This is a genomic window from Peribacillus sp. NJ4 (genome assembly GCF_030348345.1).
Taxonomy (GTDB): Bacteria; Bacillota; Bacilli; order Bacillales; family DSM-1321; genus Peribacillus.
In genome coordinates, this window is the sequence record NZ_JAUCFQ010000001.1 from 4,140,470 (window position 1) to 4,158,693 (window position 18,224).

Genomic DNA, 18,224 nt, shown 5'->3' on the forward strand with positions numbered 1-18,224 from the left:
ACTACATTTTATATGAGGACTAATTCATCATGATCATAATCAATCGTTATTCCTTTTTCCAGTCCAACTGTCCCAGCTATGATCTTACGGGCGATTTTCGTTTCAAGATGCTTTTGGATGAATCGCTTCAATGGTCTGGCCCCATATACCGGATCATATCCCTGGTCCGCAATGAATTCCTTAGCCGCTTCAGTGACGTTCAGGATAATATTTTGTTCAGTTAACCTTACTTGTAAATGCTGAACCATTTTTTCTACGATTTCAACGATTTCTTGTTTCGTAAGAGGTTTGAATAAAACAATGTCATCTACGCGATTCAAAAATTCCGGACGGAAATGCCCTCTTAATTCTTTAAAGACTTGATCTTTTATTTCGTCTTCAATTCCACCATCCATCAGGTTGGACTGCAACAAGAAATGGGAACCGATATTAGAAGTCATGATGATCACTGTATTTTTACAGTTGATTGTTCTGCCCTGGGAGTCCGTTATCCTACCATCATCCAACATTTGCAGCAAAATATTGAAGACTTCAGGATGCGCCTTTTCAATTTCATCCAATAATACGACTGAGTATGGGTTTCTCCTAATTGCCTCCGTTAGTTGGCCGCCTTCCTCAAAACCAACATATCCAGGGGGTGCACCAACAAGGCGGGACACGGAATGTTTCTCCATATATTCCGACATATCGATTCGAATCATATGTTCTTCACTATCGAATAGCGTTTCTGCCAAAGCTTTTACCAGTTCAGTTTTACCTACCCCAGTCGGCCCCAGGAAAATGAATGAACCAATCGGTCTGTTGGGGTCTTTAATTCCAGCCCTTGCCCGTAAAACAGCATCGGATACTAGTTCCACCGCTTCTCCTTGACCTATTACGCGTTCATGCAGGATATCAGAAAGGCGGAGCAGCTTCTCCCTTTCACTTTCCACCAGCTTGCTTACGGGAATCCCCGTCCACCTTGCAACAATCGAGGCAATTTCCTCCTCAGTCACTTCTTGGCGAAGCAACCGTGATTCCTGTTTTTCCTTTTCCAATTCATCTTCCATTGCTTCCAATTCTTTTTGAAGCTGTGGAATCCTTCCGTGCCGAAGTTCTGCTGCCCGGTTAAGGTCATAGTCATTCTCTGCCTGTTCCAGCTCATGGCGCAGTTTCTCAAGCTCTTCACGTTGATCCTGCACCTTTTGAAGAGCTGATTTCTCCATTTGCCATTTGGACTTCATGCTATTCGCTTGATCCTGAAGTTCTGATAGTTCTTTTTGAAGCACTTCCAGCCTTGCTTTGCTTTGAGGGTCCTCCTCATTCTTCAAGGCCGCTTCTTCAATTTCAAGTTGCATGACTTTTCTCGTGATTTCATCCAACTCGGAGGGCATTGAATCGATTTCCATTCGGATCATCGCACAAGCTTCATCCACAAGATCTATCGCTTTATCCGGTAGGAATCGCTCCGTTATATATCGGTTCGAAAGGACAGAGGCTGCTACGATCGCCCGATCATGTATCCTGACGCCATGGTGAATTTCAAATCGTTCCTTTAATCCACGCAAAATTGAAATCGTATCTTCCACATCCGGTTCAGGAACCAGAACCTGTTGGAAACGGCGTTCAAGAGCCGGATCCTTTTCAATATATTGTCGATATTCATCCAGGGTTGTTGCACCGATACAATGCAGCTCCCCGCGTGCAAGCATCGGCTTTAACATATTCCCGGCATCAAGTGCGCCATCCGTTCTTCCGGCCCCGACAATTGTATGCAATTCATCAATGAATAAAAGGATTTTGCCGTCACTTTTCTTGATTTCATTCAACACCGCTTTTAGCCTTTCCTCAAATTCACCGCGGAATTTTGCCCCTGCGACAAGCGCACTCATATCAAGTGAAAAAACGGTCTTGTCCTTTAATCCTTCCGGCACATCCTTTCTCACGATCCTTTGTGCCAACCCTTCGACAATGGCTGTTTTACCAACTCCAGGTTCTCCAATTAATACAGGATTATTTTTCGTTTTACGTGATAGGATCCGAATGACGTTACGGATTTCCGTATCTCGACCGATTACGGGATCGACCTTCCCTGATTTAACTTCAGCAACGAGATCTCTGCCGTATTTTTTAAGTACCTCATATGTGCTTTCAGGATTTTGATTAGTCACTCGCTGATTCCCCCTTATATCGTTTATAACCCGTTTTGCTTTATCATAATCAATCCCATATGATGAAAAAAGCCTGTTTACATTCGTTTTATTGACCTGCAACGACGCAAGAAGTATATGTTCGACAGATAAATATTCATCTTCCCACATCTGCATTTCTTTTTCGGCAGCGGTCAAAATTCCCTGTAGGGAGGATGACATGTAAACCTGAGAAACACTTCCGCTCACTTCCGGTAATCGATCCAGTTCCCTATTAAGCTCTATATCAAATTGATTCATCGGTTTATCAGATTCCGATAAAATCCTGATTAATAAACTTTCATCCTGTTCCATTAAAATCTTTAATAAATGAAGCTCCGTCAGCTCGGGATTCCCTCTATCTTTAGCTAGCTCCTGGCCGCCAATGATTGCCTGTTGGGTTCTCTCCGTCATTTTATTAATATCCATCTTAAAACCTCCCATTCATCTATTTCATGAACGAAACCCCTCTTGGTTTGACCAAGTTTGACCTTTATATTTTCATTATACTTCTAATTCTCCCCATGTAAAGGAATGTTATAAAAAATGCAATTATGGAGGATAAACGGCAAAAGCCTTTCTTCATAAAGAAGAAAGGCAAAACCCATCTGTAAATTCATTACATCCCATCACAAGATTTTTATGAAACGAATCAGCTTTATGCTTTCACGGCCATTTTATTATAACCATGAAATTCATCGACGAATTTGAAATCCTTATCCGTGCGACCTGCAAGGATTGTATCTCTGAGCAGAATTCCAGCATCGGTCGCATTGTGGATGATTTCCCCCCACATTCTAGCGCTGGTTTGAACATTCGCCGTACGCGGAATCCGTTCCTCTTGGTATTCCAAAAATGCCTGTTCAATGTCATTCCCATGCTTATGAAGCATATCGGCCAAATAAGCTGCATCTTCTAAAGCCTGGCAAGCCCCTTGTGCCAAGTATTGAAGCATCGGATGTGCAGCATCGCCCGTTAGCGTAATCCTCCCTTTTGTCCAATTATCAATTGGTAAACGGTCATACATTGGCCAGCGACGTTGCCGTTGAATGAATGAAATTGCATTCTGAACAAGCTCACAAGTTCCGGCGAATACATGATCCATTTCTTCGGGGGTACCCCATTGATCTGTTTTTTCATTTTCTTCCGTGTATTGAGAACTTTTGAAGACCACCACTTGGTTGTATAGTTCTCCCCTTCTAACCGGGTATTGAACAAGATGAAGGTTTGGTCCAATCCACATGTATACATCATCTAAATCTCCATGACTCGTAACCTCTTCCATCGGAATCGCTCCTCTGTATGCAACATATTGTGAGCAGACCGGTTGATCTTCAACAAACAGTTTCCGTGCATTGGACCATAATCCATCGGCTCCAATGACAGCCGTTCCTGAATGTTGGGACCCGTTGGCAGAAGTAACTGTCACTTCACCCTCATTTTCTACTGTTTCAATAATGGTTTGGTTCGTTACCAGTTCAATATACGGGTTCATTTCACAGGCTTCAGCCAATACTTTATGCAAATCGGAACGATGCAAAACAATATAAGGCGCTCCATATCTTTCTTTATAAACATCACCTAAATCCAAAGCGGAAAGCTCTTTTCCAGAAAAAGCATCCATCAGTACCAATCTTTTTGGAAAGACTGCTATTTCATTGATTTTTTCCATGACGCCTAAACGCTTTAATACGTTGGTTGCATTTGCGGCAAGCTGAATCCCTGCACCAATTTCACCAAATTCGGGAGCTTGTTCAAGGACCTTTACGTACTGTTTAGTTTCTGCGATTCCTAAAGCAGTTGCCAATCCGCCAATTCCCCCACCGATAACGATGAATGGTTTTTTTTCTGTGTTCATCATCAATTCCCCCTATATAAGTAGCTTTTAGCCAATGTTGTGGACCAGCACCATAGTAAGCGTTTTCATTCGACTGGCATTCTATATATTCATTAGGATCATTCTGAAAGTTTCAAACCGATTATTTTCAAACCAAAACAGGCTTGAATTCACTTTCAACCTTTTGGTAACCATTGTTTGTGTCTAATGCCTGTTGCTGTTCCAAATCGAATCTCTCCATTATTGGTAGGTCGTTTACCGAGAATAAGTAAGAATCGACTTCTGCAACATGCTCATGCCAAGCCCAATTCGGAACGACGAAATAATCTCCCTTGGACCAATCAAAACGCACTCCATTAATGACCGTATAGCCTGAACCTTGGTGCACTTGATAGATTGTGGAATGGGTATGGCGATGTGCTTTGGTATGGAATCCTTTTGGCAGTTTCTGCATCCATGCCCCCATCGTCGGATTTGCCGTTTGTCCATTTGAAGGGTTGATATATTCCACAGCAAAACCTTCAAATGGATCTGGTTCGAAGTTCATTAATCCTTCTATCGCTGCTTTGGTGCCTTTCCATTTGTAGTTGGCAAGCGGTGCCACTTGTGAATAACGATCGGATATCGGACGAACCATTCCGCCTTGATAACGGAGCTCTGAAAAATCATCAGGCCGTTTAGGCATTTCAACCCGGTCTGGGTATGGTTCAAAGAAAGTGCCACCTATTGAATAGATAGTTGGGATATCAAGGGCATCCATCCAAATCATCGGTTTTTCTCCAACATGACCATGACCATGCCATAGGTTTTTTGGCGTGATCAAGAAATCCCCTTCTTCCATGAAGATCCTTTCTCCTTGCACGATGGTGTAGGCACCCTCACCATTTGTAATGAAACGAAGGGCACTTTGAGAGTGACGATGGGAAGGAGCCACTTCACCAGGCAACAAAAGCTGAACCGCTGCATAAAGCGTTTGTGTTGTCGAAGCCCATCCCCAAGGCTGACGATAAGTTAAGCCAGGGTTTTGAAAATAAATGGCCCTCCGCTCCCCTCCCCGATCAGGTGTGAAGATTTCAGCTGCTTCCATCAACTTTTTAGTCAAAAGCTCTTCTTTCCATAAATAAGCATGGGCATGAGGTTTAGGTTCATGGTCCATCAGAGCGGGAATGGCTTCCCACAGAGGCCCAAGGTTATACTGTTGAATATCCTTTGTAAAATCCTTTACGATTGCACTATTCATGTATTCCAATTTTTCAGCCATATTAATCCCAACTTTCTTTTTTTATCTTTTCTCACTGGATTTTAGAAAGATTTCGCTTAATTTGATCGTAGTGTCCTGAAATATGTTCATCGATGAAGTGTTCCACAATATAAGAAACGGGTTTGTTTCCGAATTTCGCGAAATTTCGGTGTGGCGATTCTCTAGATAGTGTTTCTTCATCTAAATTCCCGAGCCTGCTTTCCACTTTATATTTAAGCTCCTCCACTTGTTTCAAGACATCATCAACAGCAAGTTTGTCAGTATGGGTAACGGCTGCCAATCGGGCTGGATCTTGTAAGCCACGCCCCCATTTGGCTCCAGGCATCGCTATTACAGTTTCCACTTCACCTAACCAATAAGGGATGGCCTCAGCTAAATGGGAAAGTATCTGCATGATTGACCATTCATCATCTGCAGGCTTATATCTGATCGTTTCCTCCGGGAGGTTTGCTGCTGTCTCAAGAATGTGGTCGATTGATTGGTGAACCGATTGGATTGATATCCCGATTTCCTGATACGCCATTTTATTTTCCCTCCCCGACAAGTCGCACACGGTTTTCAAGATAACCTATTTTGTCGATTTCGATTTTGACAACGTCACCATCTTTTAAGAACACTTGTGGATCACGGGCTACTCCTACCCCACCCGGTGTTCCTGTGAGTACGATGTCACCTGGTTCAAGAGTCATTAAATTCGATAAGAATTCAACTAAATACTTCACATCGAATACGAAGTTGGATGTATTCGTTTTTTGGCGTTCTTCACCATTTACCGTTAATCGGACATTTAAGCCAGATGGATCGGATAGTTCATCGGAAGTGACTAACCAAGGCCCCAACGGAGCACTTCCTTCAACCGTTTTCCCTTGAAGCCACTCAAGTGTACGCCGTTGGATATCACGGTACGTAACATCATTCGCAATTGTATAACCAGCTACATAATCAAGAGCATCTTCTTTTGAAACATTACGTGCCCTTTGTCCGACTACAAAAGCGAATTCCGCTTCATAATCAAGTTGTTCAGAGATTGGGAAAAACGGTATATCATCCTGGGGACCGATTACTGTATTGGCGAACTTTGCGAATACCACAGGGAATGGCGGCAATTCGCGACCCATTTCAGCAATGTGTTCACGGTAGTTATGTCCGACACAAATAATTTTGCTTGGCTTTTGGATAGGGGCCTCAAGCTTTATATCTTCAATTTCATGTACCATTTTATGTCTGAAGGAATCACGATTGTTCAATGCATAATCCGCAGCCTTTTTCGCGATGGAAAGGCTTTCATTCCCTCCCTGTAAAAATGCCTCCATTGTTGCAGGGACATACGCTTCAGCGATTTGTACACTGCGGAGTTTTCCTTCGCTTTCAAGAAGCGCTTGATAGGCATAGTTCAAATCCACTATTACATTATCCGGGTAAATTGCACCAATACGTTTAAATCCCTGACTGCTGAAAGTTACTAATTTCATATTCCATTCTCCTTTATTAATCTGGATTTTTTATAAAGCCTCTTTTAGTTCTTTGTTCGTGGGCCATCTGCTGGATTAACTTCACAAACCAGAATATGAATGATAAATGCTCATCTCATCAATCCACTAATAGATAACTTAGTTCACTATTTATATAAATGATAACTTAATTTTCGGAATATTGTCAAGATAGTATTGTAAATAATTTTGTGAAAATGTTATCATTTACACCATTAAGAGTTCTTCTGAATCCACTTGGGAAATTTATAAAATAGACAAAAAATTCATTTATTAATAATAAAGTATATTGATAGCTTTCAAGTGGCTGATTTTTTCTTACTTTAATTTCATTTAAATTTTACAGATTCTGATATACTAGACCTAAATTAAAACAGATTAGGGAGATTGACTTATGGAAATCGTAAAATCCGGTTCGACGATTCAATCATTACAAATAGGGATGAGCATCATAGATTTACTTGCTTCCCAAAGAAATCCGTTAAGATTCTCTGATATTCAAGAATTAACGGACATAACGAAAAGTAACCTCTATAAGTATTTGAATACATTGACTCAACTGGAGTTACTATATCGTGATAAGACAACCGGTATGTATCACCTTGGGAGCAAATTGATTCAATATGGCATGGCAGCCATAGGAAATGAGGACATCACGAGCAGAATAACACCTTATTTACAGGAAATCAGTCACCATACCTCTTGTACAGTCCTTTTTTCTGTTTGGACATACGATGGACCAATCACGGCAAAAATATGGAATTCCAACCAAAACTTAAACATCGGGGCCCAGTTGGGTACGCGTCTTCCCCCATCATCCTCTTCAGGTAAAGTATTCACTGTATTTCAGGATCCTTCCTTGACAGCGGACTGGATTGAAAAAGATCGTAATGTTACCGGGCCTTTCCTGAAAGAAACAAATGAATATCATGATATTCGGAAATACAAGATCGCTTTTGCCAAAGAGCCTCTTGTACCTTCTGTTTCCTCGATGTCCATCCCTGTTTTTAATTATAATTCAGACTTATTGGGAGCGATCACTGCCGTTGGATTCACCGAAAGCATTCCAGATCATTACGATGATCCCTTAAGCCACTATTTAAGAAAGAGCTATTTGGAGATCTCGAAAATATTCGGTTACACCGCTGAATAAGAAAAGCAGGAAAAAGGATGGTAATCATTCCTTTTTCCTGCTTTTAGATTTTTCATGGCTTTCGCTGATATGTCCATATCCGGTTGTGATTGGATGTTTCAGGAAAAGCGTCCCCTGCATCAAGTTTTACCATTTTCGGATTCACTACCGTGCTGCCCGTTTCACCGATTTCTACGTAGGTCCCATTGTTAGGCGCCTTCTGACCTGGCTTGAATTGACGATTTTGCCCCATAGATTTCACCCCTTTACATGCTTTCCTTGTTATTATTACCATGTTCCTTTCTTTCATGTCAGAAAAATTAAGGACACACAGGAAATTCGGCTGAATTAAAAAAGCCCTGCTCTCTGAGCAGACGCTTAGACTGTAGACAAACTCGATAATAATTGAGTTTGTCTACAGTCTTTTTAGGTTTTATAATAGGTGGATTAAAACCTGAGGTGATAAGGGCGATTACTAAACATGATTCTATTCAGCGAGATTAACTTGAAATGATTAACTTTAAATCACCTGGTGCAATCGAATCATTTGGTTCGTAAAATGGAGGCAACAATTGATTACTCTTTCATTTATGACTTGGTTAAAGATATGTATTCAGAGGTAGGACGCCCAAGTATTGATCCAGTTATTATTCTCTATACTGCTAAAATTCCAATAAAAAATCAAAAAGGTTTCGGAATGAGACCATTCCAAAACCTTTTTTTTGATTAAGACATTAAATCCACTAGAACCGCTTTTTGGGCATGCAGACGATTTCCGGCTTGGTGGAAAACGACGGAATTAGGTCCATCGATGACTTCAGCCGTTACTTCTTCTTCCCTGTGTGCAGGCAGGCAATGCATGAATAAATAATCTTCTTTAGCAAGTTTTACAAGTTCACCATTGATTTGATAATTTTTAAAAGCTTCTAAGCGAATGCTATTCTCGATTTCCTGCCCCATGGAGGTCCAAACATCGGAATAGACGATATCCGCATCTTTTATAGCTTCCGAAGCTGAGGTTGTCACCACAATTTCACTGCCAGTCTCTTCTGCCACTTTTTGAGCATAGGCAACAACCTTTTCGTCAGGTTTGTAGGCCTCAGGACACCCAATGGAAAAGTCCATTCCCATTTTTGCGCAGCCCACCATCAATGAATTGGCAACATTATTGCCATCTCCGATATAACTCATCTTCAGGCCTTTTAGCTGTCCTTTAATCTCGATGATCGTCAAGAAGTCAGCAAGCACCTGACAGGGATGTGCAAGGTCTGTTAACCCATTGATGACTGGGATAGAGGAATTTTCTGACAACTCCAGGATTTTTTCATGCTCGAAGGTACGAATCATGATGCCATCTATATATTCAGAAAGGACTTTTGCAGTATCGGAAATAGTTTCCCCACGTCCAATTTGCAAGTCATTGCCACTCAAGAACAAAGCGTGTCCGCCAAGCTGCATCATGCCAACTTCAAAAGATACACGGGTACGGGTAGACGATTTTTCAAAAATCATCCCCAGCGTTTTCCCTTTTAAAGGTGTATATTCTTCGCCAGCTTGCCATTTGCCTTTAATGGTCTGTGCTAGCTTTAACAAATCTTCAATTGCTTTGGGTGTAGACTCCTTCATGGTCAAAAAATCTTTTCCATTTAAAATCTTCGCTTGTGTCGGTGCCGTCATTGAACTCATACGTGTGACACTCCTTTCGAATATGATACAAGCCATTCCTGAAGCGAGGTAACCCCTGGATCAGCATTTTTCAACGATTGTAGATAGGCCTTAAAAGTCTCTTCTTCCGTAAATGCAAGCAGTCGATATTTTGCTGCCAGTAACCTTAGCTTCTTATCTTCTTCTGTTGTTCCATATGCCAATACAACCGCTGCATTCCCTTCATTTAACCATTCATCAAAATCAGAATCCCCCAGTGTCAAACCTGCTTCTTCGATTTGCGCAAGTAAATCTTCACTTAATTGGACTGATTCGGATTGATATACACCTGAGGTATTTTTTGCGTTTTGAGCATGGAATACTTTTGTCAATGCTTCATTTACCGTTTCTCCGATGGCGATTCCTTCACCTGTTGATTTCATTTCCGGCCCCACCTTCGAATCAAGTCCGCTAAGTGCAAATGTAGAGAATACTGGATATTTTACGACTGCATATGGAATTTCTTCCATCAAGCCCGTTTTATCGAACGCATTCGACAATGAATATTTCCCGAGCAATATTTTTGTCGCTATTTGCACTAAGGATACGTCAGTCACTTTACTGATGATTGGAATGGTCCGACTGGCACGGGGATTCACTTCCAATACATATACACTATTTCCGTCAATCACGAATTGGATGTTCATAAGTCCTTTATAACCAAGCTCCATTACTAGTTTTTTGGCATAAAGGGTCATTTTATCTTTGATATCATCCGTTAAGGATTGAGCTGGCAACAATGCCATGCTATCCCCTGAATGAACCCCTGCTTTTTCAACATGTTCAGCAATGATTGGAATATATACATCATTTCCATCTGCGATCAAATCGATTTCGGCTTCTTTTCCCGGAATATAAGAATCGATTAGCACGGGATATACAAGTGCCGTTCCATTTTCCATTCTATTCAATAAGCTTTCCTTGGAGCGGATGATTTCCATTCCCTGGCCGCCAATTACATAGGATGGGCGTAAGAGCACTGGAAAACCGATTGCCTCTGCACGCTCAATTAATTGTTCTTCACCATTAGCCATTGAACCCGGCACATGAGGGATATCCAGTTTTTGAAGAAGCTGATAAAAGCGATCACGGTCTTCTAATTGATCAAGTGTATCAAATGAAGTCCCCAACAAATTGACACCGTAATCTTCGAGGCCTTTTGCGAGATTTATCGCAGTCTGCCCGCCAAATTGAACGATTACATCTTCAATATCTTCCGCTTCTATTACATTAAGAACGTATTCAAGGGTTAACGGCTCAAAATAAAGGCGATCTGCCGTCGCAAAATCCGTACTTACCGTTTCAGGGTTATTATTGATCATGATCGTTTCAACATTTTCATCTTGGAGTGCATAAACCCCATGAACGGAACAGTAATCAAATTCTATTCCCTGTCCGATCCTGATAGGACCGCTGCCAATCATCAAGACTTTCTTTTTATCAGTCTTTTTCTGTTCATTTTCACCAAAATATGTTGAATAGTGATAGTTAGTATGTGATTCGAACTCGGCTGCACATGTATCTACCGTTTTGTAGACCGCCGTAAGGCCAAGTGATATCCGATGTGCTCTCAGTTCCATCTCACTTACATTCCATACGGAAGCAAGATAGCGGTCTGAGAAGCCCTTTTCCTTGTATGACTGCAATTCTTCCTTAGTCACCTGATCGATTGACATGCCTTCGATTTCCATTTCTTTTTGGATCAATGAAGCAAAGGATTTAAGGAAGAAATAATCTATGGTTGTCGCTTCATGGATTTCTTCAATCGTCACGCCTTTTCTAAGCATTTCAAAAATGACAAATATTCGTTCGTCTGATTTTTCGGCAAGCTTCCCCCAAAGTTCAGGAACCGTTTTATTTTTCAGCGATGCTAGCTGCAGTCCATTCGTTTTTAATTCCAAAGAATCGACTGCCTTTTGGACTCCCCCCTCAAAGCTGCGGTGTAAAGCCATCACTTCACCTGTGGCCTTCATCTGTGTTCCCAATTTGCGGTTGGCGGTCGTGAATTTATCGAATGGCCACCTCGGGAACTTCACCGCTACATAGTCAAGAGCAGGTTCGAAGCTTGAATAGGTGCTTTGCGTTACAGGATTGATAAGTTCAGATAAATGGTAGCCGACAGCAAGCTTTGCAGCTATGCGAGCTATTGGATAACCTGTTGCTTTTGAAGCTAGTGCCGATGAACGGCTGACGCGTGGGTTAACTTCTATTAGATAATATTGTTTGCTATTCGGATCAAGTGCAAATTGAATGTTACAGCCGCCTATAATACCTAAAGCAGAGATGATTTTAATGGAAGCGGCACGCAGCATTTGAAACTCATCGTCAGATAAGGTCTGTGATGGCGCCACCACGATTGAATCACCTGTATGAATCCCTACCGGATCGATATTTTCCATGTTACAGATGGTGATGCACGTATTGTTGGCATCTCGCATCACTTCATATTCGACTTCTTTAAATCCAGCAATGCTTCTTTCAATCAAGCATTGTGTAATCGGGCTTTCTTGGAGTCCGCCCCGTACAAGTTCCTTAAAGGTATCCAGTGAATCAGCAATCCCGCCGCCAGTGCCTCCCAGTGTATAAGCAGGACGAACGATGATGGGGAAACCGATTTTATCGGCAAAAGCTAGCGCTTCTTCAAGAGAATGGACAATTGTACTGTCTGGAACTGGTTCTCCTATTTCAAACATCAGCTCACGGAACAGTTCACGATCCTCCCCCTTTTTGATGGAGTCGATTGGAGTTCCCAATAATTTGACTTTATATTTTTCAAGTACTCCGGCATCATCCAATTGATAAGCAAGATTTAACCCTGTCTGACCTCCTAATGTTGCGAGCAGGCCATCCGGCTTTTCTTTGGAAATGATCTTTTCCAGTACATCGACGGTTAAAGGTTCGAAATAGACAGCATCCGCATTCATATCATCAGTCATGATCGTTGCCGGATTGTTGTTGACCAGTATGACTTTATATCCTTCTTCTTTTAAAGCGAGGCAGGCCTGTGTACCTGCATAATCGAATTCGGCGGCCTGCCCGATGACAATCGGCCCCGAACCAATCACTAATATGGTCTTTATCGTGTCGTCCTTAGGCATAAGCTTTTTCTCTCCCGCTATAATCATTTATCATTTGTAAAAAGTCGTTGAATAGTAGTGAACTCTCGATAGGCCCTGGATTTGCCTCTGGGTGGTACTGGGTAGTGAATATTGGCAGGTCTTCATGCATGAGTCCCTCAACTGTACTATCATTCACATTTCTGAATCTCACTTGAAGCGATGTTCCTTGTAAGCTCGGTTCATCAACCTCATAACTATGATTTTGAGAACTCATATACACCTTTTTCGTTTTCAAATCGACCACGGGCTGATTCGCTCCGCGATGTCCAAACAGCATTTTTTTTGTATTTCCCCCAAAGGCTAGTGCCGTTAATTGATGACCGAGACAGATGCCCATCGTTGGGAAATTCGTAATGATCTTTTTTATGTTTCCTAAAAGGTATTCAAGCTGTTTTGGATCCCCAGGCCCATTTGAAAGCAAAATACCATCTGGCTTCAAGTCCTTGATTTGTTCGAATTCAGTATCGAATGGTACGACGGAGACTCGGCAGCCTTGCTTAACCAATGAATCCAATATGGATTTTTTATAACCGAAATCCATCATCACCACGTGCTTGTCGCCTTCTCCAAAACTCTCGACTACCTTTGTGGATACCTCAGCAACGTGGGCGGATAAACCATTCAGACCAGGTTCGACAGTGAATTTTTCTTCCGCTGTGATGACTGCTTGCATGGAACCTTCCTGTCTTATATTCTTAACGACCGCTCTTGTGTCAACATGGCTTAAAAGCGGAATGCTCCACTTGTCTAAATATTCACCAAGTGAATATTTAGCTTGATAATGAGAATGGCCCATATTTCCTTCATATACAATGACACCCGCAACATGCGGCTTTTTACTTTCAAAATCATATTCATTGATTCCATAATTTCCGATCAGAGGATATGTGAAGATGACAATCTGGTCCTTATATGAAGGATCTGTCAATACTTCTTGATATCCGGTCATTCCTGTAAAAAAGACAATCTCTCCAGTGATTGCTTTTTCAGTGGATTTTGTCAGCAGTTCCCCTTCAAAGACGGAACCATTCTCTAAATATAGATAGCTTTTCATGATCTTCACCTCTTTAGATGATGTATATTTATATATAGAATAGCATAATTATTCATTTTGTTCTATAAAAATTCATTCAATTTAGATAGTTTGTTTAATTGCCAATACTTTTTTAATTTTGTTTATTGCCATATCAATCTCTGGTTCAGTAACTGTCAGTGATGGAAGTAAACGAAGTACCTTAGAACCTGCACTCAATACTAATAAGCCCTCATCTTGAAGTTCCATTAAAAACCCCTGAACATCTTGTTTACATTCAATCCCGACCATCATTCCCAGTCCGCGAATCTCTATCACTTCTTCCGAATCATTTAATGCTTTTGCCAATTCACTCTCAAGGTATTCAGCCTTTTTCACGGTACTTTTTAAAAATCCTGATTGGAAAATTTCCATTAAAACAGCTTCAGCTGCTGAGACACTAACGGGATTACCTCCAAAAGTGGATCCATGACTTCCAGGGTTAAAGAACTCCGACAGCCTTTCCTTCCCAATCATCGCCCCGATTGGCAGGCCATTTCCCAGCCCCTTAGCAGAAGTGATGATGTCCGGTTGGATATTGAAATGCTGGAATGCAAATGGTTTCCCTGTACGTCCTATCCCAGTCTGGATTTCATCAATGATAAGAAGGGCTCCGTGATCTTGACATTTAGTTTGAATCGCGTCCAGATAGGATTGCTGTACAACATGGATGCCGCCCTCACCTTGAACTATTTCAATCATTACAGCGGCCGTATTTTCATCAATGGCTGCTGTCATGGCATCATTATCATTAAATGGAACATATTCGAACGAAGCTAGCATAGGTCCGAAACCAGTTTTAATTTTTTCCTGTCCCGTTGCAGCCATCGTTGCAAACGTGCGGCCGTGGAAAGACTGCTGACATGTGACAATTTTGCTTCTCCCAGTAGCTTTACGTGCAAGTTTGATAGCTGCCTCATTCGCCTCGGCACCACTGTTAGCAAAAAACACCTGGCTTAGACCAGAGGCATCTGCCAGCATTTTTGCTGTCCGTTCCTGTATGGAACTGTTAAACATGTTGGAAACATGCCAATATTTATTAAGCTGTTCCGTGACGGCCATTTTTACCTTCTCATGACAATGCCCAAGATTCAAAACCCCGATTCCGGATGTGAAATCCAGATACTCTTTACCAGTTGTACTCGTAATCTTCATTCCTGACGCTGTGTCTGGCTCAATGTTCCACCTTGCATATGTTGGAAATAAAGAACTCATTGAAATACCCCTTCTTCCTGAAGAAATTTCGTTCCGATGAATTGTCCGCCTTGAAAAAAGTGATCTTTTCCACTCACGATCATCACTTCTTCAACCCCTTTATTAAGAACCGACAGCGCTGTATTGACTTTTGGAATCATTCCTCCATGGATGCTTCCATCCTCGATCAATTCCTTTGCTTCCGTTTCAGTCAATTTCTCAATGATCTGTTCATTCTTCAAGACCCCTTTAACATCGGTCACAAATAAACACATATCGGCCGATAGTGACTTCGCTACTGACCCTGCAGCCATATCAGCATTCACATTTAATTTAGTACCTTCTTCGGTAGTTGCAATTGGCGTCAATACCGGACAATAACCATTTTCGAATAAAAGTCCAAGTAATTCAGTATTGACTTTTTGTATCTTACCTACAGCTCCAAGTTTCTGTTCATCTATATACTCACCTGTGAGAATTCCGCCGTCAGAACCATTTAAACCGACTGCCTTTATGCCGTGTGTTTCTAATTTATGAACGAGACTGCGGTTCGATTTGCCTGCCAGGATAAGTTCCACAATTTCCATCACTTCAGTGGTCGTTTTTCTTAAACCATTTTCAAAGACTGGTTCAATTTCATATTTATCAAGCATCGAATTTATATCTGGGCCGCCTCCATGAACAAAGACAATATGATACCCCCGGTTTTGTAACTCTTTAACACTATTGAAAAACGACTCCGATAACTCATTAATGATACTGCCGCCGCACTTAATGACTAATATGTTCATTCTTTCCTCCTTACGAACGATAGCTTCCGTTTATTTTTACATAATCATAGGTTAAATCGCAGCCCCATGCTGTTCCCGATTCATTACCGTCTTTCAAATAAACATGAATGATGATACTTTCATTTTCCAAGTAAGCCTTGGCTTCTTCCTCAGAAAACTGTATTGGCTCACCATCTTTAAGTACGACGATATCACCAAAAACAATCGTTGTTTGATCCGGCTTGAATCCCACACCGCTTCTTCCCATCGCAGCAATGATTCTTCCCCAGTTTGCATCCGCTCCAAAAGCTGCCGTTTTCACTAGATTTGATCCAACGATCGTCTTCGCCATCATCTGTGAATCTTGCTTCGTCTGCATGCCATGAACATTCACTTCTATAAGTTTTGTGGCACCTTCTCCGTCTTTCGCAATTTGTTTGGCCAGATTTTCGGATGTTTGTTTTAATAATTCCAGGAAGACAGACCATTCAGGATGGTCAGGCGTCAAAGGTTCATTGTTCGCTTTTCCATTCGCTAGCACTAACACCATGTCGTTCGTTGAACAGTCACCATCAACCGTAATTTGATTGAATGTATCATTGGTTATGGAAGATAGTGCTTGCTGTAAATCATTCGGTTCAATGACAGCATCCGTTGTAATGAAACCAAGCATTGTGGCCATGTTTGGATGAATCATTCCCGAACCTTTCGCAGCTCCGCCCATTTTCACGGTTTTACCGTCAATCATTGTTTCATAACCGCAGCTTTTCGTTACAATATCCGTTGTTAAAATGGCGGTACCAAAATCTTCAGCAGCTTCAGATGTATTCTCTGGCTGTAAGGACTCTATGCCTTTCTTAACTTTTTCCATTTCCATGTATTCCCCAATGACTCCAGTTGAAGCCACTGCAAAAGAATGATCCTCCAAACCGAACTTTTGAGCCGCAAGCTTCCTCATTTCATTTGCATCTTTTAAACCCTGTTCTCCTGTACAAGCATTAGCACAGGCACTATTGACTACAATGCCGTGAAGTTTTCCAGTAGCGGCAATGCTGTTTTTCGTTACATTGATTGGAGCTGCTTGAACTATATTTTGTGTATAAACCGCAGCGGCTGACGCTGGTACATCGGTAAAAATGATGCCAACATCCTTTTTGGAGTAGCGCAATCCTGCATGGACACCTGACGCTTTGAACCCTTGTGGCATTAAAATGTTTCCTTCTTTAATTTGTTTGATTTCTTCAACTGACTGTAGTGTATTCATTATTTCCCTCCAAAATTTACGGATATAGCGGACTGTTCCATAGTCCTGCCGTTTCTTCTAGTCCCATTAATATATTTGCATTTTGAATGGCCTGCCCTGCAGCACCCTTCACTAAATTATCAATAACTGAAACCACCGTTACCTTACCTGTCCTTTCATCATATGCGACGCCAATATCGCAAAAGTTCGATCCATATACTTGTTTCGTTGATGGAAAGCGATCGAGCGGCTGTACCCGGACAAATGGGTGGTTCTCGTATACTGTTTCGTATAAATCCTTTAATTCAACATTTGAAGTCCCCCGATTTACCTTTATATACATCGTTGCCATAATCCCTCTTGTCATTGGAACTAGGTGGGTATTAAAGGTAATAGGTTGTAAATCCGATGACCATCGTCCAAGCTGTTGTTCGATTTCCGGTATGTGTTGATGTTGATTTACCTTATATATCTTAAAGTTCTCATTCATTTCACTATAATGGGTAACGGCCGAAAGTGATTTACCCGCTCCTGAAACCCCGGATTTTGCATCGATGATCACTTCTGCGGCTGCTCCGGCCAATCCTTCAGTGAATAAAGGGGCGAGGCCTAAAAGTGATGCAGTTGGGTAGCACCCTGGATTCGCAACAATCGTTGCTTTCCTTATTGCTTCGGCATTCCATTCAGCCAATCCGTATACAGCTTCTTCAATAATATGCTGTGGGGCGGCTGGTTTTTTATACCAGTGTTCGTATTCACCCGGGGTTTGAAGCCTGAGGTCTCCTGAAAGGTCGATTACTTTAATGTCAAGGTCAGAAAATTCCGAAATCAATTGCGAGGAAACACCAGAAGGAGTTGCAAGAAATACAATATCGGATTTTTTTGCAATCGCTTCCGGGTCAATTTCTTCTAATTTATCTTTCATATGCATTAAATGTGCATTTTCTTCATATAAATTCCGACCAAATTGAGATGAAGTATGCAATGATTTTATTTTAAATTGCGGATGATTATTCAGGAACCTTATTAGTTCCACTCCTCCATAACCCGTTGCACCTACTATTGATACGTTCATAAAACCATCTCCTATAATTTTAAGTCCCTGTCATTCTTTGATTCTATTATTATATGACTGAATAAAAATAAAATCAAATGTATTTTTATAAAATTAATAACTCCACTTTAATTTGAAAAATTATCCACATTAATTTCTAAAATTATCCAAAGTTGTTGA

Annotated in this window: 14 protein-coding genes and 1 pseudogene; 2 read left to right on the forward strand and 13 right to left on the reverse strand. The window is 41.4% G+C overall.

Features of this window, described 5'->3' with window-relative positions; genetic code table 11:
* Positions 1-8: 8 nt before the first annotated feature.
* From clpB to QUF94_RS20635, 5 genes are all read right to left on the reverse strand, one after another.
* A complete protein-coding gene (clpB, locus tag QUF94_RS20615; RefSeq protein WP_289317471.1) occupies positions 9-2,597 on the reverse strand; it encodes an ATP-dependent chaperone ClpB in 2,589 nt (862 codons plus the stop codon).
* A 229-nt stretch (positions 2,598-2,826) separates the two neighbouring features.
* Complete coding sequence (locus QUF94_RS20620) at positions 2,827-4,026, reverse strand: FAD-dependent monooxygenase (protein WP_289317472.1); 1,200 nt, start codon at positions 4,024-4,026, stop codon at positions 2,827-2,829.
* A gap of 127 nt (positions 4,027-4,153) precedes the next feature.
* Positions 4,154-5,266, reverse strand: a complete 1,113-nt coding sequence (locus QUF94_RS20625; protein WP_289317473.1) for a cupin domain-containing protein — start codon at positions 5,264-5,266, stop codon at positions 4,154-4,156.
* Positions 5,267-5,297: 31 nt separating this feature from the next.
* Positions 5,298-5,789, reverse strand: a complete 492-nt coding sequence (locus QUF94_RS20630) for a DinB family protein (RefSeq protein WP_289317474.1) — start codon at positions 5,787-5,789, stop codon at positions 5,298-5,300.
* A 1-nt stretch (position 5,790) separates the two neighbouring features.
* On the reverse strand, positions 5,791-6,738 hold the full coding sequence (locus tag QUF94_RS20635) for a fumarylacetoacetate hydrolase family protein (protein WP_289317475.1): 948 nt from the start codon (positions 6,736-6,738) through the stop codon (positions 5,791-5,793).
* 412 nt (positions 6,739-7,150) lie between these two features.
* Between QUF94_RS20635 and QUF94_RS20640 the strand changes: the two genes are divergently transcribed.
* Positions 7,151-7,909, forward strand: a complete 759-nt coding sequence (locus tag QUF94_RS20640; protein WP_289317476.1) for an IclR family transcriptional regulator — start codon at positions 7,151-7,153, stop codon at positions 7,907-7,909.
* Between the two features lie 52 nt (positions 7,910-7,961).
* Here the strand turns inward: QUF94_RS20640 and QUF94_RS20645 are convergent, their stop codons facing one another.
* Positions 7,962-8,141, reverse strand: a complete 180-nt coding sequence (locus QUF94_RS20645) for a YjzC family protein (protein ID WP_061462081.1) — start codon at positions 8,139-8,141, stop codon at positions 7,962-7,964.
* Between the two features lie 276 nt (positions 8,142-8,417).
* Between QUF94_RS20645 and QUF94_RS29130 the strand changes: the two are divergent.
* A pseudogene (locus QUF94_RS29130) lies at positions 8,418-8,543 on the forward strand (transposase); the annotation flags it as partial.
* 71 nt (positions 8,544-8,614) lie between these two features.
* On the opposite strand, the gene argF reads toward QUF94_RS29130, so the two are convergent.
* The 7 genes from argF to argC all read right to left on the reverse strand — a co-directional run bounded on the left by argF (position 8,615) and on the right by argC (position 18,065).
* Positions 8,615-9,574, reverse strand: a complete 960-nt coding sequence (argF, locus tag QUF94_RS20655) for an ornithine carbamoyltransferase (protein WP_289317478.1) — start codon at positions 9,572-9,574, stop codon at positions 8,615-8,617.
* The gene (locus tag QUF94_RS20660; RefSeq protein ID WP_289317479.1) at positions 9,571-12,690 is read right to left on the reverse strand and encodes a carbamoyl-phosphate synthase (glutamine-hydrolyzing) large subunit; all 3,120 of its coding nucleotides are present in this window, start codon (positions 12,688-12,690) and stop codon (positions 9,571-9,573) included. The genes argF and QUF94_RS20660 overlap by 4 nt, the downstream gene beginning before the upstream one ends.
* Positions 12,683-13,765 (reverse strand): carbamoyl phosphate synthase small subunit, encoded by a 1,083-nt coding sequence (locus QUF94_RS20665; RefSeq protein ID WP_289317480.1) that lies wholly within the window; start codon positions 13,763-13,765, stop codon positions 12,683-12,685. The genes QUF94_RS20660 and QUF94_RS20665 overlap by 8 nt, the downstream gene beginning before the upstream one ends.
* A gap of 81 nt (positions 13,766-13,846) precedes the next feature.
* Positions 13,847-14,998, reverse strand: coding sequence for an acetylornithine transaminase (locus QUF94_RS20670; protein ID WP_289317481.1), 1,152 nt, complete (start codon positions 14,996-14,998; stop codon positions 13,847-13,849).
* Complete coding sequence (gene argB / locus QUF94_RS20675; RefSeq protein WP_289317482.1) at positions 14,995-15,768, reverse strand: acetylglutamate kinase; 774 nt, start codon at positions 15,766-15,768, stop codon at positions 14,995-14,997. Before argB ends, QUF94_RS20670 begins: the two co-directional genes overlap by 4 nt.
* Positions 15,769-15,778: 10 nt before the next feature.
* Positions 15,779-17,011 (reverse strand): bifunctional ornithine acetyltransferase/N-acetylglutamate synthase, encoded by a 1,233-nt coding sequence (gene argJ, locus QUF94_RS20680; protein WP_289317483.1) that lies wholly within the window; start codon positions 17,009-17,011, stop codon positions 15,779-15,781.
* 16 nt (positions 17,012-17,027) lie between these two features.
* A complete protein-coding gene (gene argC / locus QUF94_RS20685) occupies positions 17,028-18,065 on the reverse strand; it encodes an N-acetyl-gamma-glutamyl-phosphate reductase (protein WP_289317484.1) in 1,038 nt (345 codons plus the stop codon).
* Positions 18,066-18,224: the final 159 nt, after the last annotated feature.

Coding starts and splice junctions, on each gene's coding strand:
- clpB (WP_289317471.1), bottom strand. CDS start 2,597: ATGGATATTAATAAAATGACGGAGAGAACCCAACAGGCAATCATTGGC.
- QUF94_RS20620 (WP_289317472.1), bottom strand. CDS start 4,026: ATGAACACAGAAAAAAAACCATTCATCGTTATCGGTGGGGGAATTGGC.
- QUF94_RS20625 (WP_289317473.1), bottom strand. CDS start 5,266: ATGGCTGAAAAATTGGAATACATGAATAGTGCAATCGTAAAGGATTTT.
- QUF94_RS20630 (WP_289317474.1), bottom strand. CDS start 5,789: ATGGCGTATCAGGAAATCGGGATATCAATCCAATCGGTTCACCAATCA.
- QUF94_RS20635 (WP_289317475.1), bottom strand. CDS start 6,738: ATGAAATTAGTAACTTTCAGCAGTCAGGGATTTAAACGTATTGGTGCA.
- QUF94_RS20640 (WP_289317476.1), top strand. CDS start 7,151: ATGGAAATCGTAAAATCCGGTTCGACGATTCAATCATTACAAATAGGG.
- QUF94_RS20645 (WP_061462081.1), bottom strand. CDS start 8,141: ATGGGGCAAAATCGTCAATTCAAGCCAGGTCAGAAGGCGCCTAACAAT.
- argF (WP_289317478.1), bottom strand. CDS start 9,574: ATGAGTTCAATGACGGCACCGACACAAGCGAAGATTTTAAATGGAAAA.
- QUF94_RS20660 (WP_289317479.1), bottom strand. CDS start 12,690: ATGCCTAAGGACGACACGATAAAGACCATATTAGTGATTGGTTCGGGG.
- QUF94_RS20665 (WP_289317480.1), bottom strand. CDS start 13,765: ATGAAAAGCTATCTATATTTAGAGAATGGTTCCGTCTTTGAAGGGGAA.
- QUF94_RS20670 (WP_289317481.1), bottom strand. CDS start 14,998: ATGAGTTCTTTATTTCCAACATATGCAAGGTGGAACATTGAGCCAGAC.
- argB (WP_289317482.1), bottom strand. CDS start 15,768: ATGAACATATTAGTCATTAAGTGCGGCGGCAGTATCATTAATGAGTTA.
- argJ (WP_289317483.1), bottom strand. CDS start 17,011: ATGAATACACTACAGTCAGTTGAAGAAATCAAACAAATTAAAGAAGGA.
- argC (WP_289317484.1), bottom strand. CDS start 18,065: ATGAACGTATCAATAGTAGGTGCAACGGGTTATGGAGGAGTGGAACTA.